General features: G+C 70.1%; 14 protein-coding genes. 7 read left to right on the top strand and 7 right to left on the bottom strand.

Translation table 11 applies throughout. From position 1 onward, the window contains the following. Positions 1–237: 237 nt before the first annotated feature. The 4 genes from IE242_RS27925 to IE242_RS27940 all read right to left on the bottom strand — a co-directional run bounded on the left by IE242_RS27925 (position 238) and on the right by IE242_RS27940 (position 3,076). Entirely contained in the window at positions 238–546 is a 309-nt protein-coding gene (locus IE242_RS27925) for a hypothetical protein (RefSeq protein ID WP_189864048.1), read from the bottom strand. Positions 547–640: 94 nt separating this feature from the next. Further along, positions 641–949 (bottom strand): hypothetical protein, encoded by a 309-nt coding sequence (locus IE242_RS27930; protein WP_189864050.1) that lies wholly within the window; start codon positions 947–949, stop codon positions 641–643. A 291-nt stretch (positions 950–1,240) separates the two neighbouring features. After that, entirely contained in the window at positions 1,241–1,570 is a 330-nt protein-coding gene (locus tag IE242_RS27935; protein ID WP_189864052.1) for an immunity protein CdiI family protein, read from the bottom strand. Positions 1,571–1,612: 42 nt separating this feature from the next. Then, positions 1,613–3,076, bottom strand: coding sequence for an NF041680 family putative transposase (locus IE242_RS27940; RefSeq protein WP_373299594.1), 1,464 nt, complete (start codon positions 3,074–3,076; stop codon positions 1,613–1,615). Between the two features lie 63 nt (positions 3,077–3,139). Here IE242_RS27940 and IE242_RS27945 point away from each other — a divergent pair, with 63 nt between their 5' ends. Both IE242_RS27945 and IE242_RS27950 read left to right on the top strand, forming a co-directional pair. Beyond that, a complete protein-coding gene (locus tag IE242_RS27945; RefSeq protein WP_229859531.1) occupies positions 3,140–3,601 on the top strand; it encodes an NUDIX hydrolase in 462 nt (153 codons plus the stop codon). Positions 3,602–3,659: 58 nt separating this feature from the next. Further along, positions 3,660–4,046 carry a hypothetical protein gene (locus IE242_RS27950; protein ID WP_229859533.1) on the top strand — a complete coding sequence of 129 codons (387 nt, stop codon included), beginning with the start codon at positions 3,660–3,662 and terminating at the stop codon, positions 4,044–4,046. Positions 4,047–4,252: 206 nt separating this feature from the next. Here the strand turns inward: IE242_RS27950 and IE242_RS27955 are convergent, their stop codons facing one another. Beyond that, positions 4,253–4,810, bottom strand: coding sequence for a TetR/AcrR family transcriptional regulator (locus IE242_RS27955; RefSeq protein WP_189864056.1), 558 nt, complete (start codon positions 4,808–4,810; stop codon positions 4,253–4,255). 82 nt (positions 4,811–4,892) lie between these two features. Between IE242_RS27955 and IE242_RS27960 the strand changes: the two genes are divergently transcribed. The 3 genes from IE242_RS27960 (at position 4,893) to IE242_RS27970 (ending at position 8,129) form a co-directional block, all read left to right on the top strand. After that, a complete protein-coding gene (locus IE242_RS27960) occupies positions 4,893–6,050 on the top strand; it encodes an FAD-dependent monooxygenase (RefSeq protein WP_189864058.1) in 1,158 nt (385 codons plus the stop codon). A 460-nt stretch (positions 6,051–6,510) separates the two neighbouring features. Further along, positions 6,511–7,248, top strand: coding sequence for a formylglycine-generating enzyme family protein (locus tag IE242_RS27965; RefSeq protein ID WP_229859535.1), 738 nt, complete (start codon positions 6,511–6,513; stop codon positions 7,246–7,248). A 332-nt stretch (positions 7,249–7,580) separates the two neighbouring features. Continuing rightward, positions 7,581–8,129, top strand: coding sequence for a GNAT family N-acetyltransferase (locus tag IE242_RS27970; RefSeq protein ID WP_189864063.1), 549 nt, complete (start codon positions 7,581–7,583; stop codon positions 8,127–8,129). A gap of 101 nt (positions 8,130–8,230) precedes the next feature. On the opposite strand, the gene IE242_RS27975 is transcribed toward IE242_RS27970, so the two are convergent. Further along, entirely contained in the window at positions 8,231–8,464 is a 234-nt protein-coding gene (locus IE242_RS27975) for a helix-turn-helix domain-containing protein (RefSeq protein ID WP_373299595.1), read from the bottom strand. On the opposite strand from IE242_RS27975, the gene IE242_RS27980 reads away from it, so the two are divergent. Beyond that, positions 8,393–9,013 (top strand): hypothetical protein, encoded by a 621-nt coding sequence (locus IE242_RS27980; RefSeq protein ID WP_189864065.1) that lies wholly within the window; start codon positions 8,393–8,395, stop codon positions 9,011–9,013. The two genes, IE242_RS27975 and IE242_RS27980, sit on opposite strands and share 72 nt — an antisense overlap. A 130-nt stretch (positions 9,014–9,143) precedes the next feature. Here the strand turns inward: IE242_RS27980 and IE242_RS27985 are convergent, their stop codons facing one another. After that, positions 9,144–9,527, bottom strand: coding sequence for a VOC family protein (locus IE242_RS27985; protein WP_189864067.1), 384 nt, complete (start codon positions 9,525–9,527; stop codon positions 9,144–9,146). Positions 9,528–10,394: 867 nt separating this feature from the next. Here IE242_RS27985 and IE242_RS27990 point away from each other — a divergent pair. Further along, positions 10,395–11,789, top strand: coding sequence for a PP2C family protein-serine/threonine phosphatase (locus IE242_RS27990; RefSeq protein ID WP_189864069.1), 1,395 nt, complete (start codon positions 10,395–10,397; stop codon positions 11,787–11,789). Positions 11,790–12,162 lie beyond the last annotated feature (373 nt).

Genomic DNA, 12,162 nt, shown 5'->3' on the forward strand with positions numbered 1-12,162 from the left:
GCTTTGTCGGTGGCCTGTTGGTCGGCCTGGCCGCTGGCCGGGCGGGCATCAGCCGGGACAGCGGGGCGGCGATGGAGCTACTGCCAGGGGCATCCGCCCGTCCTCGCTCGGTGTCCGCGCAGGCGGTGCCGGCGGCGAGGGCAGGGGAGCGCGCGATCACCGTGCTCGTGGTGCGCCTGCCATGCGCATGGCTGTCTGCCGAGGCGGAACGTGCTCCCGATGCCGGAATCGGCGATGTCAGATGAGGGCAATGTTTACCTGATCGTAATTGTTCCCAGACTCGTAGAAGCGGGAGCGCTTGGAGTTGCCGAAGTAGTCGATGACGGCCCAGTTGGTGGTGTCGGCCTTGTGGGTGGTCTGCCGGTTGGCCTGGCTGCTGTCGGGGTGAGCGGCGGCCGGGGACAGCAGGGCGGCGGTGGGGCCGCTGATGCTGGAGGTCTGCTGGCTCTTGTTGGTGTCCGCCACGGCGGTACCGCCGACGGCCACGGCCAACGCGATACCTGTGGCCAGCAATCCGCTGACCGTGGTGCGCATGCGTGCGTGCATGAAGTTCCCCTTTCAGGGGCGAGAGAGGCGGGTTGGGACGGGCGGCGCCCGCACGTGACCGAAAGGGGGCCGGGCCGGTGCCGCGCGAGGGTGGTCAGGGCAGCAGGCCGGTGGCCGACTTGACGTTGGCGTAGTCGATGACCGCAGTGTTGGCGGTGCCCCTTTTGGTCATGTTTTGGCTGGTGATCTGGACGTTGCGGCAGCCGCCGACACCCGCGCCGGGCGAGAGGAGCACCACGTTGCAGAGCATGGTGGACTTCTGGCTGCCGGTGTTGGTGTCGGCGGCCGCCACCCCGGACCCCGTCAGAAGCACGGTGCCGGTCAGGACAACCGCCAGCGCGGTGGCCGGGCCGAGCGGGGTCAGGCGGCGTTTCCGCCGCGTGGGCGGGATGTATCGCCTCATGGGCTTCCTTCGTTCTCGGGCCGCCGAGGTCGGGGCCGGCCGGGACGGACGGACAGGTGACCCGCGCACGATTCATCGCATCTCCGTGTCGTCGGATGAACACCTGGCGCACCGGTCAACGGACGCACTGCCCCGGGGACACGGAACCGGAAGCCTCAACCGGGAGACCGCCGTGTTGACGTCCCTCCGCTGGCAGGCGTGAACTGTGCCGCCTTCGAATCGAAGGATCTGGCACAGGCACTCACTTGCCGTTTAACGGTTGGGGCCGGTCTGTCGTGACCGTCCGCAACATCACCACTGCTGACGTTGGTCTTCCACTGACCAGCCGTCACCCAACTCGCGACGGAGCATCTCGAGTGCGGCGTCTGCCTGCGATGTGAACAGTTCTTGTTGTTCCTTGGGCCACGGAGTTGGATTCGGCGGGTACTCCCAGTCGAGCGACGACTGATACCACTCGGCCAGTCTTGCCAGCTCGGCCTGGGTATCCGCAGTGATCGGCAGCCGCTCCAGCTCGCAGGGGTATCCGTAAGGGCTGTCGACAAGGTGAGGGTCACCGGACGGGCCTGGCCAGAGGGGGGTGTGGACGCCGTACTCGAAGAAAAACCGCAGATGATAGGGCATGCCGTACCCTCTCACAGCATCTCCTGATGCCGCGCGTGCCCGTCATCCCACGCGTCGCGGTTTGGTTCCCACCTTGTGGTGAGCAGGGCGGCTGAACGCCTCGCCCGTGGCCAGAACTCTGCCCACGTCGTGACGGATGGCCGGGCGGCGGTTCTTCGAGCCCGGCGGTCTGCCTGGCCCGGGTCGGGAGGGTTTCGGTGCACCGGCTGGAGACCCGGTCTTCGCGTGCAGGTTTCTGAACCCTCTGCGGACGCGGGCAGGTGTCAGTCTGTTCGGCTCCGTCGGCTTCTCCCAGGGCCGTCGCAGGTCGGTGGCCAGTGGGCGGGCGAGCCGCAGTTGGGCATAGGCAGCGATCACCAGCCAGGTCCACCGGTCGGCCGCTTTTGAGCTGCGAAGCCGAGGTTTGGTCCATCCGAGCGTCTGCTTGAACAGGCGAAATGTGTGCTCGATGTCGAAGCGCCGCAGGAAGGACTGCCAGCAGCGGTCGACGTCAGTCTCAGTGGCGCCGGTGCCCGACCACCACAGCCATACCGGCTTGTTCACTCCGCCGCTGGGCAGTTTCTCCACGACCAGCCGGACGATGGTGCCCTCGATGATGGGCAGCGGGCCGTCGTGGTGGAGCCAGGCCGCCCGGCGGGTCAGCCTGGGATGCAGCCGGTCCCACGCCTGCGCGGTCGCCTTCCCATAGAGCCGGGTGTCCGTGGTCGTCACGGCCTGTTCGGTGCCCCAGGTACTGGGGTCGCCGAAGACAAACTCGCCGCCGTGCTTGGGCGGCCGGCCCCCTTTGGGGTCGTAGACCCGCGGCGGTGTCGGCCGGCGCATCACGCGGTCGGAGCGGAGTCGGCCGAGGATCTCCACAGGCAGACCTGTCAGCAGGTGGGCGATGCGCGGGGCGTCGTATCCGGCGTCCAGCACCACCAGGACCTCCGGGTCGCCTTGCTGCCACTGGCCGGCGGCCACCAGCCGCTCGATGACCTCGCGGATCTGAACCGTGGTGACCGCGGCGACGTCGGCGCCGGGCTCCAGGCGGACCGCGTCCAGCACCGCCGTCCAGGACGTGCGGCCAGTTTCCAGTGCGGCCACCACGGAGTACGGCCAGCCGGGCACCATCTGGTGCTTGCCCTCGCCCCGGCCGAACGTGTGACAAAAGGCCCGGTCAGCACATGTGTTGGCGTCCGGTCTCAGCCACGGCGAGACATCCACGGCCAGCACGAGTCGGCCGTCCGCCGCCCTTGGCAGCGGCATCCCGGCCAGGGCGCGACGCAGCCGGGCGATATTGATCCGGCCCTGGTTGAGCCCGCCGTACAGAGCTCCGTGCCCACGACGGTGCTCGGGCGCGAGCGCGAGATCGACCAGCGTCCTCACTGGCCCGTCCGTGCACAACAGCGCGTCGCACAACTCGAACAAGGCGTCGCCCCGCGCGGTCAGACACTCGTACAGCTCCGACCGGAAGCGTGACACTTCCGCGAACGCATCCCGCAGGACGCCCTGATCCACCAGACTCACGACCACGGCCTTCGCGCTGATCCACTCTGTGACGGAGCACAGGATCAGACGGAGGCCGCCTACGTGTCCGCTGAACTGCACAAATGTCGATCAAGTTCGAGTCGCGTTCGACGTCGGACCATAAACGGCAAGCTCACGCGTGGGTTCCTGCGACTCCCCGGCCAGAAATCCGCGAACCCGCCTGCTTCGCCCGGCGGGGGGATCGACCCAGGTGAACAGCCTGTTGAGGCCCTGGCCCGTGAACTCCTGGAAGAAACGGGCCTTGAACTCACCGAAGCACGGCTGCTGCACGCGCGGACGTACGCGGTCCGGCGGCACGGTGTGAGTGGGAGCCTGACCGCGCTGTTCTATGCCGTGGCTCTCAAGGGCGGGGCGCCTACGGTGACCGAGACCGACGGTTCCACCGAGGCGGCGGTATGGGTCTCCCTGGCCGACTTGCAGGACGACACCGTGCTGTCACCGGCGGCTGCCGACGCTCTTCGCTTGCTCGACAGAGCGAAGGCATCGGTCACTGCCACTCGTTGATGACAGGATCGTCTGCTGGCGGGCCGGGGAGTTCGTACGCACTCGGAACTCGGAGTTCATGCTGGTCGGCAATGGGCCGTACCGGGTCGACCGGGTCGACGGACGACTGCGTCAGGCCGGCGTCGTCTCCGCGGTGACCGGAGCCTGTGAGGACGGCTACCGGGCCCGTATACGCGGGCTGCCGGTGCGCACCGCGGTGGACGGTCTCCACGATGTGCTCCGCGAAGTCGCCGCTGCAGGCGGCCGCATGCGCGCTGTGCAGGCCCTGCGCCGGAGACTGCCCGTACTGTCGCCCGCGGAGGTCGTCGAGTACGCGAACACGCTGCTGGGCGGCGATGCCTCAGCGCGCCTTGTGGCCGTCGCCATCAAGGAACTCGTGGAGCCGCTCGACTCGGTGCTCGCTGCGCAGACCATTCGGCACGGCACGCCCCACCAGCCTCGTTGACTGTTGCCGCGAATCAAGGCGACATGTTCGGAGGTTGCTCTTCATCCGCTCCTGCTTCTCCGGCGCCGGGCATTCCGGCGGGGCCAACACGGCCGTCGGCCACCACCGGGCGGTGCCCGTTGATGAACTCCGGAGCTGCTCCCGTTCCCTGCCCCCATGAGGTGACTGATGACGGCGGGGCGGCCCGCCCGGTGCCGGGGTGCGGGTCATCGGAGCGCCGCCGCCACCAGCCCGTGGATCTCCTGGTCCGACACGGTTCCGCCCCCTACCAGGCGGTCGAAGACCAATCCGTCCACACAGGTCAGCAGCGTGACGGTACGGTCCTCGGCGTCTGCGACGCCCTGCGCGGCCAGGAAGTCGTGTACGACTTGTCGTCCTGCGTTCCGGCGCGGCACGAGGATCTCCCGCAGCTCGGGGTGGTGCACGCTCTCGAGGGCGCACGCGTAGCGCGCGAGGGAGCGTCGCCGTCCGTCCCCCGTGAGCCGTTGCTCGACGAACGCGGCGATCTGGGCCACCAGTTCCCCGGCCGTGCGCGGCACCGGTGTCTGTTCCCCGATCTCCTGGAGTTCTGCCTGGTCGAGTGCGACCAGCCGCCGGACCAGTGCGGTGAGCAGTGCCTGACGGGTGCGGTAGTAGGCGGAGGTGGTTCCGGGCGGCAGGTGTGCTGCCCGGTCCACCGCGCGGTGGGTCAGGCCTCGGACTCCGGTTTCGGCGAGCACGTCGATGGCCGTATCGGCAAGGGCGGTACGTCGGTCAGTGGGCATCCCCCCTTTCTACATCCGTAGAGGTGGGGAGTACTCTTCTTCTACATCCGTAGAAGGTCACGGCGGGGCGAGGAGGGCCGGTATGGGCGGCAGCGCGGTGGTGGTGGGTGGAGGCGTCGGAGGGCTGGCCGCCGCGATCGGTCTGCGCCGGATCGGCTGGGAGGTGACGGTGGTCGAACGCGCCCCCGTCCTCGCCGACATGGGTGCGGGTATCTCCCTGCACGCCAACGGCATCCGTGCCCTGGACGCCCTCGGCGTCGGCGAGGCGGTGCGCGCGGCCGCGCGGCCGCAGTACACCGGAGGCACCCGTGTCCCCGGTGGCGGCTGGCTGGCCCGCATGGACGGGACCGCTCTCGAGCGCGAGCTGGGCACCCCGATCGTCGGCGTCCCCCGGGCCGTGCTGCACCGCCTGCTGCGCGCGGCGCTGCCGTCCGAGTGTCTGGTCGTGGGGGCCGAGGTGGCGTCCGTCGACCGCATCGACCCCAGCCGGGTGCGGATACCGTTCGCGGACGGCGTCCTGGAGGCGGACCTGGTCGTGGCCGCCGATGGGGTGGGCAGTCGGCTGCGCGCCCAGCTGTTCCCCCGGCACCCCGGCCCGGCCTACAGCGGGTCGACCGTGTTGCGCGCCATCACCGAGAACCCGGTCGAGCTGGACACCGACTTCGAGCTGACCTGGGGGAGGGGTGCCGAGTTCGGCCACATCGCGTTCGCCGACGGACGGGCCGAGTGGCACGCGGTGCTCAATTCGCCGCCCGGCGTGCGCTACGGGGACGCCCTCGCCGCGATGCGCCGCCGCTTCCGGGACTGGCACGATCCGATCCCCGCTCTGCTGGACGCGACCCAGCCCGATGCCGTCCTGCACCACGACATCCACGAGCTGACGACCCCCTTGCCCGCCTTCACCGCGGGCCGGATCGCCCTGCTCGGCGACGCGGCCCACGCCATGACTCCCAACCTGGGCCAGGGCGCCTGCCAGGCGCTGGAGGACGCGGCCGTGCTGGCCGCCGCGCTCGCCACCGAGCCGACCGTCGCAGCGGCGTTGGCCCGTTACGACGCCGAGCGCCGCCCGCGCAGCCAGTCCGTCGCACGCGCCGCCCGCCAGGCCGGCCGGATGGGCCAACAACTGACGCACCCCCTGGCCGTCGCCGTGCGGAACACGGCTCTCCGGCTGGCTCCTTCCCGCGTGACCGTCCGCACCGTCCTGCGGCATGCCGACTGGACATCCCCGGTCCTGGGCTGACGGCACCGGACCTCGTTCCGCGCCCCGCCAGAAGCGCTCCACGAGCACCGCTCCGCCACGGCCTGCGTCGACCTGACAGTCCGCGATGCTCCCAGGACCGAGCTGGCTACCAGGCCGGTTCCCCCCCATGAGTGAGCAGCTGTGTCGGACAATGGTGTGGGGATGAGGATGATTACCGGGACGGCGTCGCGCCGCACACGGATCGGTGACCCGGTGCTCTTCTGAGCGCCGTACGGGCCAGTGCGGGCTCGCCGTTCGATCGAGGATTCTGCGCCGCTGCGCGGGCTCCGCCTCTGTCGTGTCGATCACACAGTGCGCGGCCCGGCGACGTGAACGCGCACCGCTCGCCCATGAGCGCGGCCTGGTCCCATGGTCGCGGTCGAGGTGGGTCTTCGGACCGATGCCGGCCACGGACATCGGAGTGATCATAAGAGCCGTTCGAACGAGCCGGGGAGGAAGCGTGCGGGCGGAGCAGGTGGACTGGGTGGACATACCGGCTGGGCTGCTGCGGCGCGGTACACCCGTTGACGAGGTGGCGGAGGTGGCTCGCCGCTATGCCGACATCGGGATACCGGTGGAGTGGTACCTGAAGGAAGCCCCGCGCATGGATGTTCACCTGCCGGCCTTCCGGATCTCCCGCACCCAGGTCACGGTCGGCCGGTGGGCGCTGTTCGCAGCGGCCACCGGCAGGCCGGTCCCGCAGGCGCCGGCTGACCACCCGGTCACCGGCGTCACCTTCGACGCGGCGGTGGCCTACTGCCGCTGGCTCGGAACACGGCTCGGTGGCCTCGAGGTCCGGCTGCCCACCGAGGACGAATGGGAGCGCGCCGCCCGTGGCGACGACGGCCGGGAATTCCCGTGGGGCGATCAATACCGCACCGGCCTGGCCAATCTGGCGGATCTCGGTATCGGCACCACGCTGCCGGTCGGTTCCTTCCCCGAGGGCGCCAGCCCCTTCGGCGTGCTGGACATGGCAGGCAACGCCGACGAATGGACCTCCACCCGCTACGCCCCCTACCCGGACGCTCCCGCTCAGGTACCGATCACCGAGGCCTGGGCCTTCGATCCGCACATCACTCGGGGCGGCGCGTTCTGCCACGACCGGGACCTGGCCCGGTGCGCCCGCCGGCACGGCGCCTACGAGCAGGGCCTGGCGGCGATCGGTGTGGGCTTTCGCCTGGCGGCACCGGCTCGGTGAAAGAAGACGCCGGGCAGGCCAGGGCGTACTGCACCGCGTGCGGCGTCTCCCCCCGTCTGCCGTACGGAGGCGGTGGCCGCGACCGTGATGGTGGGCCCGATCCCGACGCGGACGTCCACGCCTGGCCGGGAGATGGTGCTGTGAACCGACGCGTGGCCGAAGAGAAGACGCCGTTCGACGGATGGGTTCTCTGTTTCTGACGGGTCATACGAAAGCCGATGACCTGGTGTGACCGAGGGCCGGCGTGCGGCGGAGGCGGGCCCCGGTGACCGGTGGGTTGACCGGCTCGCGAGTCTTGATCCCTTCCTCGCCTGCTGGTTAGGTTGGCCGGCATGACTGAGCAAGGACCCGTCGCCTGGCCACCTGCCCCGATCAGGACCGAACGGCTCGTGCTCCGCCAGTCCGAGGCCCGCGACCGTACGGCGTTCATCGAGCTGTTTGCCTCGCCCGAGGCGGGCACCTACATCGGTGGCCCTCGACCACGTGATGAGCTCGAACGCGCGGTGCCTGAGCTGCCCGGGCGACGCCCTGGCCTTTTCGTCACAGATCTCGACGGAGCGATGATCGGCATGGTCACGCTCGATCGGCACGACGCAGGGCGTCCGAGTCACGTCCGTGCGGATGCCGGGAAGACCGAGCTCGGCTACATGTTCCTGCCGAAGGCGTGGGGACGCGGGTACGCAGCCGAGGCGTGCGCAGCGGCACTGGGCTGGTTCGCCGACACGTCTCCCGGCGAGCCGGTGGTGCTCTGCACCCAGATCGCCAACGACCGTGCGATGCGCCTCGCGGCGAAGCTGGGGTTCACCGAGGTGGAGCGGTTCGAGGAGTACGGCGCCGAGCAGTGGCTCGGCGTGTGGTCCTCGGTCACACCGTCCGGTTGAGCTCGTGCCTGACAGCGCGGATCCCACGTCACCACGAGCCGTTACGGCGGCGCCGTACCGTCACTGAGGCAGCACCTGCGCGCTCGGCACGGTGACGCCCACTACGCGCCGGTCCTGCCGTCCGGCTCGGGTTCCTTCCGCGCCCGCCGGAGCCGGCCGGGCCCCTGGGGACGCCCTCGCGCCGGTGCTGCCGTCAGCAACCGGACAGGACCCGCCCGCGCTGCCGCGGTGAAGGTCCGGAGCTTCCCGAAGACTTTGCGCAGATGCCATTCCACCGTGCGCGGGCTGATGAAGAGCCGGGTGCCGATCTCGGCGTTGGTGAGGCCCTCACGCACGAACCGGACGATCTGGCTCTCCTGGGTGGTGAGCTCCTTGGCCGCGGTGATTACGCGGAGGTGGTGCGCGAGATCAGCCGCCGGCTTCGTGCAGCGGCGGACATCACCGACGGCGGATCAGTCGACGCGCGCCTGCGCAGGCACCTCGCCGCACATCTGAGCTTCCTCGCCGACCACGAGGATGCCGCCTTGAATCTCATCCTGCGCAGGGGCGAGGCCACGGACCTCGCATGGGAGGCATTCGAAGCGGTCCGGCACGAGCGAACTCGAAGCATCTGTGCGTTGTTCGGCCTCGACGCCGACGAACCCGAACTCCGACTGGCCATGCGGGGGTTCAATGCCGCCTGTGACGAGATGTCCCGCCAGTGGCTGAGAGACGGCCGCCCGATGCCGGTCGAAGCACTGGTCGATTGCTTCATGACCTTCCTGGCAGGCGCGCTCCGGGCTGCCCACGGCCTTGCGCCCGCACCCGCCCTGCGCCAGGCGCTCGAGGAGCTCGAACACGGGGCTTCCCACCGGCAGGACATGCTGCAGGCGCAGAGGACCTGACCGGCCCTGGCGAGAGCTGTTGATCCTGCGGCTGTGAGCCTGTCCGGTCGTTGCTCTTGCTGATGGTTCCAGAATCAGGGTCCGGCTCGTCCGTGGCAGCCGTGGGGAGAGGGCCGTGCGATGGGTACTGCTATTCGCTGAGCATCACACTTTCGCGTGTGACGAGGCAGAAGGGGTGCCCAACTGGGTCCGCGTACACGCGATATCCGATCGGCTTGTCCGACCCTTCGAGCAACGTGGCACCCAGGGCGAGTACCTTCGGCTCGGCCAGGTCCAAGTCGTCGACCATCACATCGACATGCATCTGGGCCGGACGATCGGGATCACGCCACCGTGGCGGCCGGAAACCGTCGACGCGCTGCAAGGCCACGATGTCCGTGCCTGTCGTGCTTTTGAGTACTACGTAGTCAGTCGTGTCCTCCACTCGCGACAGCGACAGCAGGCGCTCGTAGAAGCTCGCGAGCTCGGACGGGTCAGGGCAGTCGATGACGAGAGAGAAGAGGCGTCCGATCATGTTGATCACTATGCCGCGCACAGGGGAAGAAGGCTACGTGATCCATCGATGCGACGTCCTTCCCGTCGGCCAGGCCGGCACTGTGCTGACCGCGCCGGTCCCAGTCCCGGGCGGTGCGTGTCTGGGTCATCGCGTCTGGGCCATCAGTTCCGCCGCCGGCTCCCGAGCCCCGACCCCGCGTGCCGACTGCGGACACGGTCGGGTACGGCCTGGAAGTGCCGCCGTGCATGCTTCCCTCCGACGGGCGGCCGGGAGTCCGGGCATCGTCCTGGTTCATAGTCGCAGCACCCCGATCGATTGCTCGAACGGGGCCGCAGAGGCATCGGGCGACTGGGCCGGCCCGTGAGTGCGCTGCCGCTGCCGCTGCCGAAGACGCTCGACCAATCCGATTCCGCAGAACGCGGATGTGCCACGCCATGTGACTGAAGGGCGTCGACCACAAGATCGCCACGCTCCGCCAGCGTGAAGCCGAACAGGAACACGGGCAGCAGGCGGCCGCCGGACCGTACTGGTCCGGCGGGCTCGGCATGGACGACGGGCGGCCGCCTGCTGCTGACAGGCTCCTTCTGAAGGCGGTCCGCATCCTGGCATCGGGCCGACAGCGGCGTGGAGCCGGCTGCCGTCGGCGCCGCGTGGGCTGTCCATGATCTCGCTGGGGAACGCCATGGCCGGGCCGGGGCGGTGCAGGGCGCCTGCCTGCTGACATGGCTGCGGCTGGGCCGATGGAGTGGCCGCGGGCTGCGTGCGGCCAGTCGCCGGGGAGCGGAGCGGGACTGCGGTTCAGATGGCGGAAGCGGCCCGTACGGTGCGCCCGCCCGCGCGCACTGGGGGCACCCGGAGGAGACCGCGGAAAGTGAGGCAGCGGCAGTGACGGAGTACAGGCAGAACCCACCGGGCGGGGACGGCGTTCCGCAGGACGGCGCCGCACCGCCGGGTGAGGTGCCCTACACGTCCCTGCTCGACCTGCCGCTCAGCTCCGACCTGGACCGCATCGGCGAGCAGCTGCACGCCCTGGCCCGTGCGCAGAGCACGCTGCAGGAGCTGCTCCAGGCGGTGGTGAACATCACCGGCGAACTCGAACTGCCCATGGTGCTGCGGCGCATCGTGCGTACCGCGATGGACCTGGTGGGCGCCCGCTACGGGGCCATGGGCGTGCTCGACGCGGAGGGCAGGCTCCTGGACGAGTTCATCCCGCTGGGACTCACCGCCAAGGAGCTGGCCGACCTGGACGGTGTGGAGCTCCCGCGCGGGCGGGGGCTGCTGGGGCACCTGATCCACCATCCCGAGCCGTTGCGGGTCAGGGACATCTCCCGCCATCCGGAGTCGGCCGGTTTCCCGCCCGGGCACCCGCCCATGAGCACGCTGCTCGGCGTCGCCATCAGCGTGCGCGGACGGATCTACGGCAACCTCTACCTCTCCGAGCGCAGGGACGGGCAGCCCTTCGACCGGCACGACGAGGGCGTGATCCGGGCGCTCGCCGGCACCGCCGGGGTGGCGATCGAGAACGCCCGCCTCTATCAGCAGGTACGCAACAATGCCGTACAGTTCCAGCGGCTGCTGCTGCCCCGCCTGCCCGACCTGCGGCCCTTCCTGGCCGGGGCGGCCTATCGGCCGGCCAGCGCCCCGGCCGCCGTGGGCGGTGACTGGTACGACGCCATGCTGCTGCCCGACGGAGCGTGCGCGGCCGTGATCGGCGACGTAGTGGGGCATGACCTGCGGGCCGCGGCCGACATGTCCCAGCTCCGCAACATGCTGCGGGCCCTGTACCACGACAGGAACGCCGCGCCCGGCACCTCCCTCACCCGGCTCGACCGACTCATGCAGGCCGCCCCGGGTGAGGCGCCCATCGCCACCGTGCTGCTGGCCCGCCTGGAACCCGCCGACGGCGCATGGCAACTGCGCTGGTCCAGCGCCGGGCACCCGCCGCCGCTCCTGGTACTGCCCGACGGGCGGGTCCGCTACCTGGACACCGAGCCCGGAGTTCCCCTCGGCGTGTCGCCGGATCTGCCGCGGTGCGACCACTGCCGAGCGGTGCCGGTGGACAGCACTGTCGTTCTCTACACGGACGGCCTGGTGGAGATCCCCGGCCAGCCACTGGACCGAGGGCTGGACGCACTCGCCGTCACCGCTTCCCGGTACGCCGGACATCCACCGGAGGAGATGTGCCGGGCGCTGCTCGACCACCCGCCCGGCAACGGGCACGACGACAAGGCGGTCATCGCCCTGCGCACCCCGCCTCTGACGGGCTACGCCCGCTCCTGAGATGAGTGCGAGGACGCGCCCAGCCGAAACCAGTGAGGCCGGACGCGTGCGCCCGCCCTGCGGGCTGGACAGCCTCCCGGGTGATACGGGCGGCGTCCGTCGCCCGTTCCTGCCGGGCCCTGTTCTCGTACAGCTGATCCGTTGTCAGCGGCACCACGGAGCACGTGTTGAGCCCCGGTGCCGTTCGAGCAGCGATCGCTGATCGCATGGCGTCAGATCTCGCCGTCCCGCCGTCCGAGGGACGCCGAAGGGATGCCTCTCGTAGGCGGTGCCGTCGCCGCCGGGGAGTGATGGGACCAGCCGGGGCCCGCGTGGTGCGCTGGTGCCGCGAACGACTGGTGAGGTGTCGGCCCGGCCGTCGACCGGCTGATGC

The organism is Streptomyces poonensis, from assembly GCF_014650915.1.
GTDB classification, from domain to species: domain Bacteria; phylum Actinomycetota; class Actinomycetes; order Streptomycetales; family Streptomycetaceae; genus Streptomyces; species Streptomyces poonensis.